Origin of the sequence: Kitasatospora sp. NPDC004745, assembly GCF_042873275.1 — a bacterium.
Taxonomy (GTDB): Bacteria; Actinomycetota; Actinomycetes; order Streptomycetales; family Streptomycetaceae; genus Kitasatospora.
The window spans coordinates 420386-438425 of the sequence record NZ_JBIALK010000002.1 but is presented as its reverse complement, the minus strand read 5'-3'; the positions used below and the strand labels follow the sequence as shown (position 1 = coordinate 438425).

19 protein-coding genes are annotated in these 18040 nt (G+C 74.3%); 11 read left to right on the top strand and 8 right to left on the bottom strand.

The window, feature by feature from the left end; all coding sequences use genetic code 11:
• Positions 1 to 115: 115 nt before the first annotated feature.
• A complete protein-coding gene (locus tag ACFYUY_RS05595; RefSeq protein ID WP_387898215.1) occupies positions 116 to 1726 on the bottom strand; it encodes an MFS transporter in 1611 nt (536 codons plus the stop codon).
• A gap of 279 nt (positions 1727 to 2005) precedes the next feature.
• Here ACFYUY_RS05595 and panB point away from each other — a divergent pair, with 279 nt between their 5' ends.
• The 3 genes from panB (at position 2006) to ACFYUY_RS05580 (ending at position 4947) form a co-directional block, all read left to right on the top strand.
• Complete coding sequence (panB, locus tag ACFYUY_RS05590) at positions 2006 to 2875, top strand: 3-methyl-2-oxobutanoate hydroxymethyltransferase (RefSeq protein WP_360214598.1); 870 nt, start codon at positions 2006 to 2008, stop codon at positions 2873 to 2875.
• 255 nt (positions 2876 to 3130) lie between these two features.
• A complete protein-coding gene (locus ACFYUY_RS05585) occupies positions 3131 to 4138 on the top strand; it encodes an ATP-binding cassette domain-containing protein (protein ID WP_360214596.1) in 1008 nt (335 codons plus the stop codon).
• Positions 4135 to 4947: an ABC transporter permease gene (locus tag ACFYUY_RS05580; protein WP_387898211.1), complete on the top strand. Its 813-nt coding sequence runs from the start codon at positions 4135 to 4137 to the stop codon at positions 4945 to 4947. Before ACFYUY_RS05585 ends, ACFYUY_RS05580 begins: the two co-directional genes overlap by 4 nt.
• A 442-nt stretch (positions 4948 to 5389) precedes the next feature.
• Here the strand turns inward: ACFYUY_RS05580 and ACFYUY_RS05575 are convergent, their stop codons facing one another.
• Positions 5390 to 8764 carry a BTAD domain-containing putative transcriptional regulator gene (locus tag ACFYUY_RS05575; protein WP_387898208.1) on the bottom strand — a complete coding sequence of 1125 codons (3375 nt, stop codon included), beginning with the start codon at positions 8762 to 8764 and terminating at the stop codon, positions 5390 to 5392.
• A gap of 275 nt (positions 8765 to 9039) precedes the next feature.
• Between ACFYUY_RS05575 and ACFYUY_RS05570 the strand changes: the two genes are divergently transcribed.
• Positions 9040 to 9855, top strand: coding sequence for a site-2 protease family protein (locus ACFYUY_RS05570; RefSeq protein WP_360214590.1), 816 nt, complete (start codon positions 9040 to 9042; stop codon positions 9853 to 9855).
• A 92-nt stretch (positions 9856 to 9947) separates the two neighbouring features.
• On the opposite strand, the gene ACFYUY_RS05565 is transcribed toward ACFYUY_RS05570, so the two are convergent.
• Both ACFYUY_RS05565 and npdG read right to left on the bottom strand, forming a co-directional pair.
• Positions 9948 to 10139 (bottom strand): hypothetical protein, encoded by a 192-nt coding sequence (locus tag ACFYUY_RS05565; protein ID WP_360214588.1) that lies wholly within the window; start codon positions 10137 to 10139, stop codon positions 9948 to 9950.
• A gap of 112 nt (positions 10140 to 10251) precedes the next feature.
• The gene (gene npdG, locus ACFYUY_RS05560; protein WP_387898205.1) at positions 10252 to 10944 is read right to left on the bottom strand and encodes an NADPH-dependent F420 reductase; all 693 of its coding nucleotides are present in this window, start codon (positions 10942 to 10944) and stop codon (positions 10252 to 10254) included.
• 47 nt (positions 10945 to 10991) lie between these two features.
• Between npdG and ACFYUY_RS05555 the strand changes: the two genes are divergently transcribed.
• Both ACFYUY_RS05555 and ACFYUY_RS05550 read left to right on the top strand, forming a co-directional pair.
• Complete coding sequence (locus ACFYUY_RS05555; protein WP_387898203.1) at positions 10992 to 11597, top strand: hypothetical protein; 606 nt, start codon at positions 10992 to 10994, stop codon at positions 11595 to 11597.
• 139 nt (positions 11598 to 11736) lie between these two features.
• Entirely contained in the window at positions 11737 to 13140 is a 1404-nt protein-coding gene (locus tag ACFYUY_RS05550; protein WP_387898200.1) for an MFS transporter, read from the top strand.
• Between the two features lie 14 nt (positions 13141 to 13154).
• Here the strand turns inward: ACFYUY_RS05550 and ACFYUY_RS05545 are convergent, their stop codons facing one another.
• The gene (locus ACFYUY_RS05545; protein ID WP_360214580.1) at positions 13155 to 13391 is read right to left on the bottom strand and encodes a hypothetical protein; all 237 of its coding nucleotides are present in this window, start codon (positions 13389 to 13391) and stop codon (positions 13155 to 13157) included.
• 104 nt (positions 13392 to 13495) lie between these two features.
• Between ACFYUY_RS05545 and map the strand changes: the two genes are divergently transcribed.
• Positions 13496 to 14341: a type I methionyl aminopeptidase gene (gene map / locus ACFYUY_RS05540; RefSeq protein WP_360214578.1), complete on the top strand. Its 846-nt coding sequence runs from the start codon at positions 13496 to 13498 to the stop codon at positions 14339 to 14341.
• A gap of 21 nt (positions 14342 to 14362) precedes the next feature.
• Here the strand turns inward: map and ACFYUY_RS05535 are convergent, their stop codons facing one another.
• Positions 14363 to 15064, bottom strand: coding sequence for a bifunctional DNA primase/polymerase (locus ACFYUY_RS05535; protein ID WP_360214576.1), 702 nt, complete (start codon positions 15062 to 15064; stop codon positions 14363 to 14365).
• 499 nt (positions 15065 to 15563) lie between these two features.
• Between ACFYUY_RS05535 and ACFYUY_RS05530 the strand changes: the two genes are divergently transcribed.
• Complete coding sequence (locus ACFYUY_RS05530; protein ID WP_360214574.1) at positions 15564 to 15794, top strand: hypothetical protein; 231 nt, start codon at positions 15564 to 15566, stop codon at positions 15792 to 15794.
• 54 nt (positions 15795 to 15848) lie between these two features.
• Positions 15849 to 16046, top strand: a complete 198-nt coding sequence (locus ACFYUY_RS05525) for a hypothetical protein (protein WP_360214572.1) — start codon at positions 15849 to 15851, stop codon at positions 16044 to 16046.
• Positions 16047 to 16094: 48 nt separating this feature from the next.
• On the opposite strand, the gene ACFYUY_RS05520 is transcribed toward ACFYUY_RS05525, so the two are convergent.
• Positions 16095 to 16745 (bottom strand): helix-turn-helix transcriptional regulator, encoded by a 651-nt coding sequence (locus tag ACFYUY_RS05520; protein WP_387898195.1) that lies wholly within the window; start codon positions 16743 to 16745, stop codon positions 16095 to 16097.
• A gap of 166 nt (positions 16746 to 16911) precedes the next feature.
• Here ACFYUY_RS05520 and ACFYUY_RS05515 point away from each other — a divergent pair, with 166 nt between their 5' ends.
• Positions 16912 to 17310, top strand: a complete 399-nt coding sequence (locus ACFYUY_RS05515; RefSeq protein ID WP_360214568.1) for an ACT domain-containing protein — start codon at positions 16912 to 16914, stop codon at positions 17308 to 17310.
• A 101-nt stretch (positions 17311 to 17411) separates the two neighbouring features.
• Positions 17412 to 17669 carry a Prokaryotic metallothionein gene (locus tag ACFYUY_RS05510; RefSeq protein ID WP_360214566.1) on the top strand — a complete coding sequence of 86 codons (258 nt, stop codon included), beginning with the start codon at positions 17412 to 17414 and terminating at the stop codon, positions 17667 to 17669.
• Between the two features lie 60 nt (positions 17670 to 17729).
• Here ACFYUY_RS05510 and ACFYUY_RS05505 read toward each other — a convergent pair whose 3' ends face one another.
• Positions 17730 to 17996: a hypothetical protein gene (locus ACFYUY_RS05505; RefSeq protein ID WP_387898191.1), complete on the bottom strand. Its 267-nt coding sequence runs from the start codon at positions 17994 to 17996 to the stop codon at positions 17730 to 17732.
• Positions 17997 to 18040: the final 44 nt, after the last annotated feature.

Genomic DNA, 18040 nt, shown 5'->3' with positions numbered 1-18040 from the left:
TCCGGTGGTGGCCCGTGGGCCGGGCCCGCGGGTGGCCGCCGCCCTGGACCACGGCCCCACCACCCGGGGGTTCATCCGGGTGGCAGGGCCCATTGTCGCTCAGTTCAACCGCGGATCAGGCGTCCGCGGGGACGGTCGGGCGGCTGTGGTCGGGCTGGTCGGCGCCCTGCCCGACCGGTCCGCCGGGGGCGGCCGAGCGGCGCGGGAGCAGGAACCAGGCGATCAGGGCGCCAGCCACCGTGATGCCGGCGGACAGCGAGGCCACCACGTGCATGGCGCTGATGAAGGCGTCGTCGGCGGGGGCGACCAGGGCGGCGCCCTTCGGCCCCATCCGCCCGGCGATGGCCAGGGTGGCCTCCAGCGACTCGCCGGCCTTGTCGCGCAGCTCGGCGGGCAGCTGGTTCAGCGTGTCGGACATGTGGTCGCGGTAGACGGTGGAGAGCACCGCGCCGAGGACGGCGACCCCGAGCGAGCCGCCGACCTGGCGGAAGGTGTTGTTGACGGCCGAGCCGGCCCCGGCCTTCTCACGGGGCAGCGAGCCCATGATCGCGACGGTGACCGGCGGCATGACGTGCGCCATGCCGGTGCCCATCAGCAGGCCGAGCACGATCAGCACCCAGATCGGCGTGGCGACGCCGAGCAGCGCGTAGCCGACGAAGCCGACCGCGATCAGCAGCATGCCGACGGCGGCGGTGGCGGCGACGCCGAAGCGGTCGACGACCAGCCGGGCCCGCGGCGCGAACAGCAGCTGGGCGACGGCCAGCGGCAGCATCAGCAGGCCGGCCTGCAGCGCGCTGTAGCCGCGCACGCTCTGGGTGTAGAAGACGCCGAAGAAGGAGACGCCCATCAGCGCGAAGAAGACCACGCCGACGACGACCACGGAGGCGCTGAACACCTTGTTGCGGAACCAGGTGACGTCCAGCGCGGGGAAGCGGGTGCGGCCCTCGAACCAGACGAAGGCGGCCAGCGCCAGCAGGCCGACCAGGGTCGGGCCCCAGGCCTCGACGGCGGTGAAGTCGGCGAGCTCGCCGCCCTTGATGATGCCGTAGATCAGCGCGACCAGGCCGATGATCGACAGCAGCACGCCGACCGGGTCCAGCTTGCCCGGGTTCGGGTCCTTGGACTCGGGCACCAGGACCACCATCGCGATCACCGCGACGATCACGATCGGGACGTTGATCAGGAAGACCGAGCCCCACCAGAAGTGCTCGATCAGCACGCCGCCGGTGATCGGGCCGATGGCGATGGCCAGGCCGACCGCGCCGGCCCAGATCCCGATCGCCTTGGGCTGCTCGGAGCGCTCGAAGACGTTCATGATGATGGCCAGCGTGGCGGGCATCGCGAGGGCGGCGCCGACGCCCATCAGGGCGCGGTAGCCGACGAGTTCACCGGGCGAGGCGGCCATCGAGGAGAGCAGCGAGGCGATGCCGAAGACCACCATGCCGCCGAGCAGCGCGCGCTTGCGCCCGAAGCGGTCGCCGAGCAGGCCGGAGGTGAAGAGCAGCCCGGCGAAGACCAGCGTGTAGGAGTTGATCGACCATTCCAGGTCGCTCTGGCTGGCGCCGAGGCCGACCGGCGCGGGGGTCGCGATGGTCTTCATCGCGACGTTGAGGATCGAGTTGTCGAGGACGACGACGAGCAGGGCGAGCACCAGGGTGCAGAGGATCGCCCAGCGCCGACGGTGGATGGCTTCCGGCACGCGGGGTGGCGCGGCTGCGGTGGTCATTGGTCTTCCCGTCCGTGGTGGTGTGGCACTGGCGGGCAATTCCGAGCCATCGTCGTCTCGTAACCCCCCGCACCAGAGTAGCGGCCATTACGATACGAGACGACCCCGTTTCGTAAAATGAAGGCAAAGTCCGGGCACCCCCCCGGCCACCGGTGTGCCGTAGATCGCACCCGGTCGCACGCACGCCTCTTTGCGCCCGCGCCGGGGCGTGCAAGCATGGAGGTGATCCGGGGACGCCGCACGGCGCCACGAGACGACAACCCTTCAGGAGTCCGTTCCATGAACGCTTCTTCGCCTTCGCCTGCCCAGAACCAGGCGACCACCGCCTCGCTCTACGGCGGGGTCACCAACCGCCGCGTCACCGTCCGGGACCTCGCCGCCGCCAAGCAGCGCGGCGAGAAGTGGTCCATGCTGACCGCGTACGACGCCCTCACCGCCGGGGTGTTCGACGAGGCCGGCACCCCGGTCCTGCTGGTCGGCGACTCCGCGGGCAACTGCCACCTCGGCTACGAGACGACCGTCCCGGTGACCATGGATCAGATGGTGATGCTCTCCGCCGCCGTCGTCCGCGGCACCAAGCGCGCGATGATCGTCGCCGACCTGCCGTTCGGCTCGTACCAGGAGTCCCCGGCGCAGGCCATGCACAACGCGGCCCGGCTGATGAAGGAGGCCGGCGTCGGCGCGGTCAAGCTGGAGGGCGGCGAGCGCAGCGCCCGCTCGATCGAGCTGCTGGTCGAGGCCGGCATCCCGGTGATGGCGCACATCGGCCTCACCCCGCAGTCCGTGCACGCCTACGGCGGCTACCCCGTCCAGGGGCGCGGCGACGAGGCGGCGCACCAGCTGCTGCGCGACGCCAAGGCCGTCCAGCAGTCCGGCGCCTTCGCGGTCGTGCTGGAGGCGGTGCCGGCCGAGCTGGCCGCCCAGGTCACCGAGCAGCTGATGATCCCGACCGTCGGCATCGGCGGCGGACCGGACACCGACGCCCAGGTCCTGGTCTGGACGGACATGGCCGGGATGACGGCGGGCCGGGTGCCGAAGTTCGTCAAGCAGTACGCCAACCTGCGGGCCGTCCTCGGCGACGCCGCCCGCGCGTTCGCCGAGGACGTCCGCGGCGGCGCCTTCCCGGCGGAGGAGCACAGCTTCCACTGACGGCGCCCGCCCGGCCGGGCGAGCAGCAGGGCCCCGCTCCCGACCGGAGCGGGGCCCTCGTCGTCCCCGGACCCGACGCGCCCGGCCCGGATCCGGCCCGGCCCCGACCCGGCGAGCCCGCTCCCACCGCTCCAGGCCCTCCCGGGGCGGCGGGCCGCACCGGTGACAGCGGCCCGACAGCGCACTGACAGCGGCCCCGCCGGTCCGCCACCGCCACGACAGCCCGCTGACAGCCGGGCCGGACAACCTGGTGGCATGACACGAATCGCCACCGCCCCGAACGACCGGGGGAACGCCGTCGAGGTGCACGGCATCGTCAAGCACTACGGCAGCACCAAGGCCCTCGACGGGGTCGACCTGACCGTCCGCGAGGGCACCGTCCTCGGCGTGCTCGGCCCCAACGGCGCCGGCAAGACCACCCTGGTCCGGATCCTCTCCACGCTGATCAAGCCGGACGCCGGCACCGCCTTCGTCGGCGGCTACGACGTGCTGCGCCAGCCCAAGCAGCTGCGCCGCACCATCGGCCTCACCGGCCAGTACGCCTCGGTCGACGAACTGCTGTCCGGGTACGAGAACCTCTACCTGATCGGTCGGCTGCTCGACCTCTCCAGCCGCGACGCCAAGGCCCGGGCCACCGAGTTGCTGGAGCGGTTCTCGCTCACCGAGGCCGCCAAGCGGTCCGCCAAGACCTACTCCGGCGGCATGCGCCGCCGCCTCGACCTGGCCGCCAGCATGATCGGCCGCCCCCGGGTGCTCTACCTGGACGAGCCCACCACCGGCCTGGACCCGCGCACCCGCAACGAGGTCTGGGACGAGGTCCAGCGGATGGTCGCCGAGGGCACCACCGTGCTGCTGACCACCCAGTACATGGAGGAGGCGGAGCAGCTCGCCGACGAGCTGACCGTCATCGACCGCGGCCGGGTCATCGCCAGCGGCGGCGTCACCGAGCTCAAGGCCCGGGTCGGCGGCCAGACCCTGCAGGTGCGCCCGGCGGACCCGGCCGACCTGCCGGAGATGACGCGCTGCCTGCAGGAGACCGGCATCGCCACCGCCACCTACTCCGCCGACACCGGCCTGCTCGCGGTGCCGCTCACCGACGACGGGCAGCTGACCACCGTCATCGGGGTGCTCGGCGGCCGCGGCTTCGCGATCGCCGGGATCGACACCAAGGTGCCCAGCCTCGACGAGGTCTTCCTCGCCATCACCGGCAAGCCCGCCGCCGCGGACACCGCCCTCAGCCTCGCCAAGGAGCCCGTCGCATGACCACCGCCACCGTCGCCCCCGCCCGGGTGGAGGACACCCGGATCGGCCTGGCCGGCACCATGCGCCACGTCGGTGCGCTGACCAGGCGCAACCTGATGCGGATCAAGGCCGACCCGGAGTCGATGTTCGACGCCGTCCTGATGCCGGTCATCTTCACCGTGCTGTTCGTCTACGTCTTCGGCGGCGCCGTCTCCGGGGACCAGGACGCCTACAAGCAGTACATGATCCCCGGCCTGCTCGGACAGACCGGGCTCACCCTCGCGATGGCCGTCGGCACCGGTCTGAACAGCGACTTCCAGACCGGGGTGATGGACCGCTTCCGCACCCTGCCGATCGGCCGCTCCGCCGTCCTGCTCTCCAAGATCGCCGCGGAGACCTGCCGGGCGCTGCTCTCCTTCGTCATCCTCATCGGCTTCGCGATGTGCATCGGCTTCGAGGTGAAGACCGGCCTGCCCGAGGTGGTCGCCGCCGTCGGACTCTCGCTGCTGTTCGGCATGTCGATCGTCTGGATCTCGATGCTGCTGGGCATGTCGCTGCGCAGTGCCCAGGCCGTCCAGGGCGTGTCCATGCTGGTCCTGATGCCGATGCAGTTCGGCAGCTCGATCTTCGCCCCCACCAGCACCATGCCGGGCTGGCTGCGCTCGTTCACCGAGGTCAACCCGCTCTCGGCGCTGGCCGACGCCTCCCGCGCCCTGCTCAACGGCCACGCGCCGGTGGCCCACCCAGTGATGATCGTGCTCGTCTGGTCGGCGGCCTCGACCGCGGTCTTCGCCCCGCTCGCCGTCGCCCGGTTCCGCAAGCGGACCTGAGCCGACGGCCCCGGAACGTCCGCCGCCCCCTCCCCCGGGCCCGGCGGACGACCGGCCGGCACCCGGGACAGGTGCCGGCCGGAGCACGGGTGGGCCGGCCGGTGACCAGGGGACGGGCACCGGCCGGCCAGGCCCTCGCCGCCAGGTGGCCCCGGGCCCGTTCGGCGGATTCCGCCGGGCGGGCCCCGGGCGCGCCCCGGCTGATCGGCTGGGGCGGGCCCTAGGGGCGTGTCTTTCGGATCACGCCAGGCGGTCGCCGCCGGGGCACGCACTCCCCCAGCCTTCGGCCGGGGGTACCCCCACGCCGGCTTCTCGTCAGTCGCCGATGGCCCCCAGCCTGGCGGCCGGGAGGTGCCCCCACCGCATGGACTCCCTCCTCGGCGCCGCCGATGCACGCACCCCAACGACGCCCGCTGATCCGACGTGATCCGAAAGACACGCCCTAGCCGATCAGCTCCTCCAGCAGGTCCCGGGTCTGCCGCGTGGTCAGGCCCTCCCCGGCGGCGCGGGCCGCGTCGAACCCGTCGTCCCCCAGCAGCCGCCGCAGCTCGGCCTCCGCCCGCTCGCGCTCGGCGCGCTCCAGGAAACCGCCCTTCGGGCCGTTCAGCCCGCCGTACGCCCCGTGCAGCGCGGCGGCCTGCCGGGCCTTCGACAGGTCGCCGTCGCGGACGGCGAAGGCCCGCAGCACCCCGACCGCCGCCGGGACCACCATGACCGTCATCTGCTCGGCGAAGCCGCTCGCGACCTCCATCGAACGGAGCAGCCGCCGCCCTTCGCGGAGCAGGGCGAGCCCCTCCTCGGGATCGCCGCCCCGGGCGGTGATCCAGCCCCGGGAGGTGGTCAGCAGCCCGGCCACGATCCCGGGGGCGAAGCCGCCGACGCTGGACACGGTCAGCTGGTCCAGCTCGGCCAGGGCCAGCCGGTACTCGCCGCGGTAGGCGTGGATGCCGCAGAGCGTCAGCCGCCCGAACAGCAGCGCGCCGGTGTTGGCCTGGTCCACGGCCGGCGAGTCGATCCCCGCGAGGGTCTCCCGGATGATCCGCTCGCCCTCGGCCATGTCCCGTTCCAACAGGGCGGCGCCCATGTTCACCTGCAGGATCGGCACCTCCTGCGGCGCCCCCAGCTCCTCGGCCAGCGCGATCGCCCGCCCGTAGGCGGCGACCGCGCCCTCGGCGTCGCCGCCGTTGGCCAACGACTCCCCGCGGGCCGCCAGCGCCTGGGAGGTCCCCCAGAGGTCGCCGGCCTGCTGGTACAGCGCCAGCGAGCGCTCGCCGTCCAGGATCCCCTGCTCGGCCCCGCCCGGCCAGTCGTTCATCATCTTGGCCCGCACCTGCAGGATGAAGGCCAGGTCGCTCGGCTCGCCGTGCTCCTCGCAGCCGCGCACCGCGTCGTCCAGCAGGTCCTTCATCTTCTCCAGGTGGCCGGCCAGGAAGGCACCGAACACCCGCATCAGCGCCGGGAAGCGGTAGGACTGCGGCAGGTCCGGGGTGTAGACCGCGAGCAGGTGCTCGGCGACGGCGAGGGCGTCCGCGTCCCCCAGCACCTCCAGGTTGCCCTCGAACAGCCCGATCAGCCGGTGCATCGCCAGCAGTCGCCGGGCCTCCTCGACGACCCCTTCGGGCATCGGCACGCCCTGGGCCAGGACGCCGCGCTCCAGCGGCACCGGTGGCGGGGTGCCCGGGGCGAACGGGTCCGGGCCCAGCCCGGCGACCGCGGTGTACCAGCCGCGGGCCTCCATGCTGTAGCCGCGCAGCGACCAGTACCAGCTCATCCCGAGGGCGAGGACCAGCGCCTGCTCCTCGTCCGCCAGGTCGATCGCGCGGCGCAGCGCGGCCCGGATGTTGTCCTGCTCGCGCTCCAGCGTCGACAGCAGGTGCAGCTGGCGGGGGCCGTGGATGTCCAGGTCGGCGGCGGCGACCACCGCGCGGAAGTGCGCCAGGTGCCGGGCCTCCGTCGCGCTCCGCTCCTCGCCCGACTCGGCCAGCCGCTCCGTCGCGTACTCGTGGATGGTCTCCAGCATCCGGTAGCGCGGCAGGGCGCCGTCGTCCAGGTCGGCCACCAGCAGGGACTTGTCGACCAGCGAAAGCAGCAGGTCGGCGACCTCCTCGCGGGCGACCCCGGTGCCGTCGGCGCAGATCGCCTCGGCGTCCTCCAGCTGCCAGCCCCCGGCGAACACCGATAGCCTGCGCAGCACCGCCCGTTCGCGCTTGCCCAGCAGGTCCCAGCTCCAGTCGACCACCGCGCGCAGGGTCTGCTGGCGCGGCAGCAGGGTGCGGCTGCCCGCGGTCAGCAGGGCGAACCGGCCGTCCAGGCGGTCGGCGATCTGACGGGCCGTCATCACCCGCAGCCGGGCGGCGGCCAGTTCGATGGCGAGCGGCAGGCCGTCCAGGCGGCGGCAGATCTCGGCGCAGGCCTCCGGGTCCCCGCCCGGGTCGAAGCCCGGTCGGGCGGCGGCGGCGCGCTCGGCGAGCAGCCGCAGCGCCACCGGGTCCGGCAGCGGCTCGACGGGCAGCACGCTCTCGCCGGGGACGCCGAGCGGCTCGCGGCTGGTAGCGAGCACCGTCAGCCCGGGGCACTCGGCGAGGAGGACGTCGGCGAGGTCGGCGGCGGCCTGGATCAGGTGCTCGCAGTTGTCCAGGACGAGCAGCATCCGGCGGTGGCCGCAGTGCTCGACCAGGCGGCGCACCGGGTCCTCGGCGCGCTTCTCCATCACCTCGGCGACCATGTTGGAGCTGTGCAGGACGATCTCGCGCAGGCCGAGCGCGGAGACCACCGCGGCGGGCACCGCGTCCGGGCTCTCCAGCGGGGCGAGTTCGGCCACCCAGACGCCGTCCGGCCACAGGCCGGCGGACTGCTCGGCGCGGCCGGCCTCGATCGAGAGCCTGGTCTTGCCGGAGCCGCCGGGGCCGGTCAGGGTGACCAGCCGACTGTCCGTCAGGGCCGCCCGCAGCGCCGCGAGGTCGGCCTCCCGGCCGACGAAGCTGGTCAGCCGTCCGCGCAGGTTCCCGCGCGGGAACGGTACGCGCGCGGCGGGCGGGCCCGCTGCGGGCGCCGGTATCGGCTCCGGCGCGGCGGCCTGCGCGGACGGCTCCGGCACGGGCTCCGCCGGTGCCAGCAGCTCGGCGTACAGGGACTGGAGCCGGCGCCCCGGGTCGACCCCGAGCTCCTCGGCGAGGGCCCGCCTGGTCCGCTCGTAGTGGCGCAGGGCCTCCGCCGTCCGACCGCTCTCGTGCAGCGCCCGGATCATCAGCTGCTGCAACGGCTCGTCCAGCGGCTGCCGTTCGCACAGCTCGGCGAGTTCGGCGACGAGGTCGGCGGCCCGGCCCAGCCCGAGGTCCGCGGTGATCCGGTGCCGGCGGGCCTCGTCGCGCTGGGCCTCCAGCCGGGCGGCCGGGCCGCCGCGGTCCGGCAGGTCGGCCAGCGCGGGCCCGCGCCACAGCGCCAGGGCGGCCCGCAGCCGGTCGGCGGCGAGCGCGTGGTCGCCGGTGTCGAGGGCCCGGCGGCCCTCGGCGCCGAGCCGCTGGAACTCGGCGAGGTCGGTGGCCGGGCCGGTCAGCCAGTACCCGGCCGGGCCGGAGCCGACCTCGTCCCGGCCGATGGTGCGGCGCAGCCGGCCGACCAGGGTCTGCAGTGCGGCGGAGGAGTCCTGCGGCGGCTCGGCCTCCCACACCTCGTCCACCAGCAGGTCGGCCGGCACCGGGCGGCCCTGCCGCAGGGCCAGTGCGGTGAGCAGCGCCCGCAGCCGGGCGCCGCCGAGCGGCACCGGCGTGCCGTCGTCGTGGTGGGCCGTGGTCGTTCCGAGGATGCCGTAGTGCACCGGACCATTCTGGTCGATGGGCGCCTCCGGGGCCGCACAATTGTCCTGTCGGCCGTCCCGTCCGCCGCCCGTCGGCCGTCCGCCGGCCCGCTCCGGCCCCGCCACCGGGGGCGGAACCCGGGACGGGGTCCCGGACGTTCACCCTGGGCGGCTTGTCCGTCCACCGGAGCGCCGGGCATGATCGGTCCCCGGTCCGGTCACCCGGACACCAGCCCGCACGCCCGGCCCGGACAGCCGGCCCGGCCACCCCTCGGACCCCCCGGAGCACCCACGCCATGACCTTCGCCGCCACGCAGCGCTCACGCAGCGAGGACCGCCGGATCAGCCCGGTGTTCTGGGTGCTCCTCGCCGTCCTCGGCACGTCCGGCTGGGCGGTGTACGCCGGCTACGGCAACGCCTCGTTCGGGGTGTTCCTGTTCGTGGTGGCGGGCTGGATGGTCTCGCTCTGCCTGCACGAGTACGCGCACGCGCGCACCGCGCTGCACGGCGGCGACATCACCGTCGGCGCCAAGGGCTACCTGACCCTCAACCCGCTGAAGTACACCAACGTGCTGCTCAGCTTCGTGCTGCCGATCGTCTTCGTGATCCTCGGCGGCATCGGCCTGCCCGGCGGCTCGGTGTGGATCGAGCGGCACCGCATCCAGGGCCGGCTCAAGCACAGCCTGATCTCGGCGGCCGGACCGCTGGTGAACGTGGTGTGCGCCGCCCTGCTGCTGATCCCGATCGGCGCCGGCTGGCTGGACGACCCGAAGGTGCACGCGGTCTGGAACGGCTACGAGCTCACCGTGTCGCCGTTCGCCGGGGCGCTCGGGTTCCTCGGCCTGCTGCAGCTCAGCGCCGCCCTGCTGAACCTGCTGCCGGTGCCCGGCCTGGACGGCTACGGGATCGTCGAGCCCTGGCTGTCGCTGAAGACCCGGCGCGCGGTCGAGCCGTTCGCGCCGTACGGCCTGCTGGCCGTGTTCGCGCTGCTCTGGCAGCCCGAGGTGAACTCCTTCTTCTTCGGCGTCATCCACGACCTGATGAACCTGTTCGGCGTGGACCAGGACTACGCGACGCTGGGCCGGTACCTGTTCAGCTTCTGGAAGAACTGACGGCTCCCGGCCTCGGGCCGGGGCGGACGCGGGCCGGGGCCCGTCCGGTGGATCCCGCCGGGCGGGCCCCGCTCCGTCCGGCGGATCCGCCCCTACGCCTGCTCGGCGGCCTCGACGGCCTCGGCGATGCGCGCGCGGCGGCGGTTCAGCCAGAGCACGTTGCTCGCCACGCCGGCCATCGGGAGCCAGATCAGGCCCAGCCAGAAGCCCTGGGTCAGCGAGACCACGGCGGCCGCCAGCGCGAGGACGACGACGATCAGGGCGAAGAGGGACGTGCGGGGCATGGCGGGAGGCTCCTAGGGGCGGCTACGGACGGCCGGGTCGTGGCCGGAGCCCATTGTCGCCGACCTCACCTCCGGACCGGGTCCGGGGGTGAGGCCGACACGCCCGTCGGGCTCAGACGTCGGTCACCCGCAGGCCCGCGTGGGCCTTGTAGCGGCGGTTGACCGAGATCAGGTTGGCCACCAGCGCCTCCACCTGGTGGGCGTTGCGCAGCCGGCCCGCGAAGACGCCCCGCATGCCGGGGATCCGGCCGGCCAGCGCCTGCACGACGTCGGTGGCGGCCCGCTCCTCGCCGAGCACCATGACGTCGGTGTCGATCCGCTCCACCGACTCGTCCTGCAGCAGCACTGCGGAGAGGTGGTGGAAGGCGGCGGTGACCCGGGAGTCCGGCAGCAGGGCGGCGGCCTGCTGGGCGGCGCTGCCCTCCTCCGGCTTCAGCGCGTAGGCGCCCTGCTTGTCGAAGCCGAGCGGGTTGACGCAGTCGACGACGATCTTGCCGGCCAGCTCCTCGCGCAGCGCGGTCAGGGTCGCGGCGTGCCCGTCCCACGGCACCGCGACGATCACCACGTCGCTCTCCCGGGCGGCGGTGGCGTTGTCGGCGCCGCGCACGCCGACGCCCAGTTCGGCGGCGGAGGCCTCGGCGCGGGCCGCGTCGCGCGAGCCGATGATCACCTGCTGGCCGGCCCTGGCCAGTCGGAGGGCGAGTCCGCGCCCCTGGTCGCCGGTGCCGCCGAGGACACCGACCACCAGGTGCGAGACGTCCGGCAGTTCGTGGGCCGGGTTTGTCGCTGAATCGAGGGAAGTCATGGGCCGATCCTGCCAAATGCCCGGCCGGGCGCGACATTCTGGGCCGCATGGACGCGGTGAGAGTTTCGGCACTCCGGCAGCACCTGGCGGGCACCGGCTGGCTGGAGGCGGTCGGCGGCTTCGCCGGATCGCTGCGGCGCGCGGTGTCCCGGCGCGGGGCCGGCGAGCTGCTGCTGGTCGGCACGGAGGCGTACGAGCCCTGGCACCTGGCCGCGCACCTCGCGGACGAGGCCGCCTGGTCGGCCGTTCCCCGACTGGCGCCCACCCTGCTGCGGCACCGCCCGCCCGCCGGCGCCGCGGCCCACCTCGCGCACGACCTGGACCGGCTCGCCGCGGCCCGGCGCGGCGCCACCGTCCTGGTGGTGGCCCCGGACGCGGCCGGCGCGCCGCTGCTGGAACGGGTGCAGGACGCCCGGCGGCACGGCGCGACGGTGCTGGCGCTGGACGGCGCCGCCCCGGCCTCGCCGGGCGACCTCGGCGGCCTGGCGCACGAGCGGCTGGCCGTCGGCACCGCCGCCGAGGAGCCCTTCGACCTCGCCCAGCACCTGGTGAGCGCGGCCGCCGGGCACCCCCCGGCCCGCCGGCCGGCGCTGGAGCGGCTCGCCGGGCTGGCCCGGCGGCTGACCGCGCCGCCGGCGATCAGCCGCTGGTAGCGCCGGCGCCGTCAGCCACGGCCGGACGGCGGAGCCGCAGGCGGGCAGGCGGGGCCGCGGGCGGGCAGCGGCTGATCGTCGGCGGCCGGCCGGAAAACCCTTTGCGGCGGCGGGAACGCCCGCCGCAGGATGGTGGTTCGTGAACGACGACGAACCACCGCATCCCCCCGGCCGGGTGCGGTCGCTGCTGCGTGCCCTCCGACCCGACCTCGCGCCCTGGCACGCCTCCCGCGACTTCCGCTTCCTCTGGCTCTCCGGCTGCGTCACCAGCTTCGGCAGCTTCCTGACGTACGTGGCCGTGCCGATGCAGATCAAGCAACTGACCGGCTCCTCGTTCGCGGTCGGCCTGGTCGGCGCCTTCGAGCTCGTGCCCCTGATCGTCTTCGGCCTCTGGGGCGGCGCCCTCGCCGACGCCCTGGACCGCCGGAAGCTGGTGCTGCGCTCCGAGGCGGCCCTCGGACTGCTGGCCGGGCTGCTGCTGCTCAACGCGCTGCTGCCGTCGCCGCTGCTCTGGCCGGTCTACGTCGTCGCCGCACTCGTCGCGGCCTGCGACGGGCTGCAGCGCCCGGCGCTGGACTCGCTCACCCCGCGGATCGTCCCGCACCAGCACCTGGCCGCCGCGTTCGCCCTCAAGTCGCTCTACCACAACGCCGCTTCGGTGGCCGGCCCGACGCTGGCCGGCGTGGTGGTGGCCTTCTCCGGGGTGCAGACCGCGTACGCCCTGGACGTGCTGACCTTCGTCGTCTCGCTGCTGCTGCTCGCCCGGATCCGGGCGGTGCCGCCGGCCACCGGCGCCGAACGGCCCTCGGTGGCCGCGGTGCTCACCGGTGTGCGGTACGCCTGGAGCCGAAAGGACCTGCTCGGGACCTACGCGATCGACCTCTGCGCGATGCTGTTCGCCTTCCCGGTGGCCGTCTTCCCCTTCCTGGCCGCCGAGTTGGGCGCGGACTGGGCGCTCGGCCCGATGTACGCGGCCTCCGCGGCCGGTGCCCTGCTGGTCGGGGCGACGAGCGGCTGGACGTCCCGGATCCACCGGCACGGCCGGCTGCTGCTGGTCGCCGCCGTCGGCTGGGGCGCGGCGATGACGCTCGCGGGCCTGTCCGACAGCGTCTGGCCGGTGCTGTTCGGGCTGGCGCTGGCCGGCGGCGCCGACCAGATCAGCGGGATCGCCCGCTCGACGATGTGGAACCAGTCCATCCCGGACGAGGTCCGTGGCCGGATGGCCGGGGTCGAGCTGCTCAGCTACTCCGTCGGCCCGCAGCTGGGCCAGGTCCGGGCGGGCACCATGGCCGGGCTGATCGGCGTCCGCGCGGCCGTCTGGACCGGCGGCCTCGCCTGCGTCGCCGCCGTCCTGGCGGTCGCGGCCGCGCTGCCCCGCCTGCTCGCGTACGACGACCGGACCGATCCGCACGCCGCCGCCGTCCGCGCCCGGCACGAGGCGGCCGAACGCGAACAGGCCGAACGCGAGCAGGCCGAGCCCGAACCCACCGGGTCCGCACGGACGGACGGCGAGCGCGCCGGGCGGGCGCCGGCGGCGAACTGACGGCCGGACAGGACCTACTCGGCCCGGTCCTCGGGCTGGTCCGTCCGGTCCGTCCAGCGCGGGTCGTTTTGCCACTCGCGGTTGCGCTCGTCCGCGGTCTGCAGGGCGTGCGCGGCCTCCTCCGGGCTGCCGTACGGCCCGAGGCGGTCCTTGGCGGGGCACTCCGGCCCCTCCTCGACCTTGCCGTGCTTGATGCAGTAGAACCACTCGCCGGGCTTGCCGGTCGGCTTGCGGTGGAATCCCAGGGGCATGGTGCCCTCCCGTCGACGTGTTGGGGTCGTACTGATCATTCCCCGGCCCGGGCCGCCGCGCACACCACCCGGTCGGGCCGGGGCCGGCCGATAGACTCGCGGCCATGGCACTCGTACCCGGCATCCAGTCCCCCACCCGCAAGGTCCCGTCGCACATCGCGCGCCCCGAGTACGTCGGCCGGCCCGCCCCGGCGCCGTACACCGGGCCCGAGGTGCAGACCGCCGAGACGATCGAGAAGATGCGGATCGCGGGCCGGATCGCCGCGCAGGCGATGGCGGAGGCCGCCGCGCTGATCGCCCCCGGCGTCACCACCGACGCGCTGGACGCCGTCGCCCACGAGTACATGTGCGACCACGGCGCCTACCCGTCCGACCTCGGCTACCGCGGCTTCCCCAAGTCCGTCTGCACCTCGATCAACGAGGTGATCTGCCACGGCATCCCGGACTCGACCGTGCTGCAGGACGGCGACATCGTCAACATCGACGCCACCGCCTACATCCACGGGGTGCACGGCGACCTCAACGCCACCTACCTGGTCGGCGACGTGGACGAGGAGTCCCGCCTGCTCGTCGAGCGGACCAGGGAGTCCCTCGACCGGGCGATCAAGGCGGTCAAGCCGGGGCGCCAGATCAACGTCATCGGGCGCGTCATCGAGTCCTACGCCAAGCGCTTCGACTACGGCGTGGTGCGGGACTTCACCGGGCACGGCATCAACACGTCGTTCCACTCCGGCCTGATCATCCCGCACTACGACAGCGAGCGGGCCACCGAGGTGATCAAGCCCGGGATGACCTTCACCATCGAGCCGATGCTGACCCTCGGCACCTACGACTACGAGATCTGGGCGGACGGCTGGACGGTCGTCACCAAGGACCGCAAGCGCACCGCCCAGTTCGAGCACACCCTGGTGGTCACCGCGGACGGCGCGGAGGTCCTCACCCTGCCGTGACCCCCGCGCGGCGCGCCGCCGTCAGCCGATGAGCCACTGCTCCTCGGCGACGGCGCCCACCTCGGTGCAGGCGTCGGTCAGCACGTCCAGGACGCGCAGCGGGTCCGGCAGCGGCTGCTCGGGACCGCGCAGCCAGCGCACCCGGGAGCCGTCCGGCAGGGCGGCCGGCGGCAGCAGGGTGTACGAGCCGCGGCAGTGCCAGCGCAGGCCGGGGTGCTCGGACATGGTGTCCGGCGTGGAGTCGAGCGCGCTCGGCCACCACTCGTCCTCGTCCTGCGGGGTACCGCGGGTGGCGGTGAAGAAGAGGTACCGGTCCTCGCCGACGGCGGCGACCGGGCCCTCGACGCCCAGCTCGGTCAGCCGCTCCAGGGCGAGCCGGCCGGCCTCCGCCGGGACGTCCAGCACGTCGTGGGCGCGGCCGGTGGCGGTGACGAAGTTGGCCTGGGGGTCGCGGGAGAGCCAGCGGGCGAGCTGTTCGGGGTCGGTGGTCGCCTGCGTCTGCCAGGCGAAGGACACCGGGTGCTGGGCGGGGGCCGGACAGGCCACCCGGTCACAGGAACACCGGTACCCGGCCGGATGGGCGGCGGGCGCGAGCGGGAATCCGGCGCGGACCGCGCCGAGCAGCTGATCCAGTCTGGCCGCGGGGCCGTCCACGTCGCCCGACCGGGCCCGCTGACGATCACGCTTCTGCCACCAGGTCGTCCACCTGCCGCCGGCTTCCATCGGGCCCCTTCCGCGCACTGCCGTGCCTGGTGCGACACAGCGTTCGACGTACCACTCCGACGCAACGCACAGCGCCCCCCGCTGCTTCCCGGGACGGTGCTCGGCCCTGCTGTCCGCGCCCTGCCGACCGGATCCGGGGTCACCGGAGGCCGACGCCCGGGTCACGGTACGAAGTCGCGGCAGCACGCTGTCCGCGCCATCTCGGCCGGAACGCACGCGGATTCGCGCCTCGCCCGGCCCGTACGGGGCCCGCTGACCCGGGTGAACCCCGAGGGCGTAACAGGAAGGATAAGGGTGCGCGGGGCATCCGGATGACCGGGGGCGGTGCCTCTCCGGTCACACTCCCGGCACCCGGCCGACACACGGCCTGCGCCGGACCCCCCTGCCACGTCCTCCCGGCACGGCCCGGACCAGCCGTGCGGCCCGTCCGCACGGCCCCGCCGGCCGACTGCTCCGGCCGGCGCTCCGGTCACCCGTGCGGAGGTGAGACCCTGGTGGGGTGAAGAGCACGGACACCGCATTCGTCGGCGGCCCCCTGGACGGCCGGATCCTCCCCGTCCCGCTGGGGCCGATGTTCGGCGTGCCGAAGAAGTACACGGTGCCGGTCCCCGCGCACGGGGACACCCCGGCGCGCACACTGGTCTACGTCCGGTCCAAGCAGGTGCGGGGCATCAGCTGGCACTGGCGCTACGAGTTCGACGAGGCGGCCACCGCCCGCGCGTCCGGCTGACGGCCGCGCCCCGCGCGTCCCGGGCCGCCCTCGCAGCCTCCCCGGGAGGACGGCATGGCGAGAACGGTACGGCACCCCAGGTCCCGCTCCCAGGCGGTCGCGCACCACAACCGGCAGGTCGCCGGCGTCACCGGGGCCCTGCTGGTGGTGGTGAGCCTCTACACCGTGGTGATCGGCCCGAACGGCTGGCTCTGGTTCGGCTGGGCGGTGCTGCTGCTCGCCTGCGTGGCCCTGTTCGCGGTCCGCTCCTGAGCGGCCGCACCGCCCGTCGCCCCGGTACCGGTCGGCACCCCGCACCGGTCAGTCGTCCTCGGCGAGGATCAGGTACAGCTTCTTGCGGGCCTCGGTGAGCACCGCCAGGCCCTTGGTGCGCTGCGCCTCGGTGCCCGTCGTCATGACCTGACGGATCGCCTGGTCGACGGCGGCCAGCGCCTGGCCGACCTCCTGGACGGCCTCCCAGTCGACCTCCCGGCCGGCCTCCGCCCACGGCTCGGCGGGCCCCGCCTCGGCCACGGCCCGGCCCGCCTCGGTGAGCGAGACCAGCCGCTTGCCGCCGACCTCCTCGGCCGTGATCAGGCCCTCCTCCTCCAGCAGCTGGAGGTTGGGGTAGATCGAGCCGGGGCTGGGCCGCCAGGCCCCGCCGGTCCGCTCGACGATCTCGGCGATCATCTCGTAGCCGTGCATCGGCCGTTCCTTGAGCAGGGCCAGCAGCGAGGCGCGGACGTCCCCGCGCCGGGCCCGGCCGCCGCGCCGACCGTGCGGACCGCCGCGCCGGCCGCCGTGCCCGCCGAAGCCGTGGCCGAACGGGCCGCCCATCGGGCGACCGGGGCCGCCACCGCCGAACGGCGGGCCGAAGCCGCCGAAGGCCTCCCGGCCGCCGAAGCCCTCCGGCCCGGGGCCCGGCCCGAACCGGCGCCGAGCACCGCGCGGGCCCTCTCCCCTGAATCGCATTCCCGGGTTTCCTGAGCGCATGGCGCCCACCTCCTTGTCGACCGAGCCAGTCGAGTTACTGTCTCGATAGCTCGACGATATATCGGTGACTGTCGCTCGTCAACGGATTCCGACACGGCCGCCGGACGCGGCGCCCGTCCGCGACCCAGCCGCTACGGTGGCGCGCATGGCCGGAGAACGAGACCTTGCGACCCTGCTGCGCGGAATGCGCCCGCTGCTCAACCCGGGGCGGTACGTGTACTGCACGCTCCCCGCGAAGGTGCCCGCCGGAATGCGGCCGGTGGTGACCGTCGCCGAACCGGAGGGGGTGACGGTGGTGGTGACCCAGGAGGAGGCCGACGCACTCGGCCTGCGCTACTCGTACGTGGCGGCCTGGATCACCCTCCGGATCCACTCCGCCCTGGAGGCCGTCGGTCTGACCGCGGCCGTCTCCGGGCGGCTCGCCGAGGAGGGCATCAGCTGCAACGTGGTGGCCGGCTTCCACCACGACCACCTGTTCGTCGGCGCCGACGACGCCGAGCGCGCCGTCCGGGCCCTCGAGGAGCTGGCCGCCCGGTCCACCTGACGCAGCCGCCGGGTGGCCGCCCCCGGGCGACGCCCGGACACTGGGAGCAGGCCGCCCGGCCACCCCGGCCGGCCGGCCCCGACCGGAAGGAGACGGCCGCCATGGCCATCTGCGTCACCTGCGGCAACGACTACTGGCTCGCCTTCGAGATCAGGACGGTCACCGGCGACACCTACACCTTCGACAGCTTCGAGTGCGCGATGGAGAAGCTCGCGCCGCGCTGCGAACAGTGCGACGTCCGCATCGTGGGCCACGGCGTGGAGGTCGCGGGCATGTTCTTCTGCTGCGCCAACTGCGCCCGGGTCAACGGCGGCCTGGGCGAGCAGATCCGCGACGCCGTCGGAGTCCACCCGTCCTGACCCCGCCGGCGCCCGCCCCGGAGCGGGGCGGGCGCCGGGCCACGGGGGTCCGCTCCCCCGTCACGGAGCGACGGCCCCGCACTCGAGGTCGAACTTGTGCTGGAGATCGGACAGCCGTTTCTCGTCCTGCGACAGCAGGCGGCGGTCCGCGGCCAGCCCCGCCTCCGCCGATGCGAGCTTCTCCGGATCGGGGTACGGCTGGGTGCGCAACTGGTCGAGGCCGGCCGCGTCGTGCTCGACGACGAACTGGTCGTGCTTCACCGCACGCTCGGCCGAGGCGATCCAGGTCCGCATGCGACTGCACGGGTCGGGTGGCAGAGGAGCCATGGTCCCGCCCCCTTCCTCTCGGATTCGGGCGTTGCCCGCTGCCT

Coding starts and splice junctions, on each gene's coding strand:
- ACFYUY_RS05580 (WP_387898211.1), top strand. CDS start 4,135: ATGACCACCGCCACCGTCGCCCCCGCCCGGGTGGAGGACACCCGGATC.
- ACFYUY_RS05570 (WP_360214590.1), top strand. CDS start 9,040: ATGACCTTCGCCGCCACGCAGCGCTCACGCAGCGAGGACCGCCGGATC.
- ACFYUY_RS05545 (WP_360214580.1), bottom strand. CDS start 13,391: ATGCCCCTGGGATTCCACCGCAAGCCGACCGGCAAGCCCGGCGAGTGG.
- panB (WP_360214598.1), top strand. CDS start 2,006: ATGAACGCTTCTTCGCCTTCGCCTGCCCAGAACCAGGCGACCACCGCC.
- ACFYUY_RS05535 (WP_360214576.1), bottom strand. CDS start 15,064: ATGGAAGCCGGCGGCAGGTGGACGACCTGGTGGCAGAAGCGTGATCGT.
- npdG (WP_387898205.1), bottom strand. CDS start 10,944: ATGACTTCCCTCGATTCAGCGACAAACCCGGCCCACGAACTGCCGGAC.
- ACFYUY_RS05595 (WP_387898215.1), bottom strand. CDS start 1,726: ATGACCACCGCAGCCGCGCCACCCCGCGTGCCGGAAGCCATCCACCGT.
- ACFYUY_RS05525 (WP_360214572.1), top strand. CDS start 15,849: ATGGCGAGAACGGTACGGCACCCCAGGTCCCGCTCCCAGGCGGTCGCG.
- ACFYUY_RS05585 (WP_360214596.1), top strand. CDS start 3,131: ATGACACGAATCGCCACCGCCCCGAACGACCGGGGGAACGCCGTCGAG.
- ACFYUY_RS05505 (WP_387898191.1), bottom strand. CDS start 17,996: ATGGCTCCTCTGCCACCCGACCCGTGCAGTCGCATGCGGACCTGGATC.
- ACFYUY_RS05555 (WP_387898203.1), top strand. CDS start 10,992: ATGGACGCGGTGAGAGTTTCGGCACTCCGGCAGCACCTGGCGGGCACC.
- ACFYUY_RS05565 (WP_360214588.1), bottom strand. CDS start 10,139: ATGCCCCGCACGTCCCTCTTCGCCCTGATCGTCGTCGTCCTCGCGCTG.
- ACFYUY_RS05520 (WP_387898195.1), bottom strand. CDS start 16,745: ATGCGATTCAGGGGAGAGGGCCCGCGCGGTGCTCGGCGCCGGTTCGGG.
- ACFYUY_RS05510 (WP_360214566.1), top strand. CDS start 17,412: ATGGCCATCTGCGTCACCTGCGGCAACGACTACTGGCTCGCCTTCGAG.
- ACFYUY_RS05515 (WP_360214568.1), top strand. CDS start 16,912: ATGGCCGGAGAACGAGACCTTGCGACCCTGCTGCGCGGAATGCGCCCG.
- map (WP_360214578.1), top strand. CDS start 13,496: ATGGCACTCGTACCCGGCATCCAGTCCCCCACCCGCAAGGTCCCGTCG.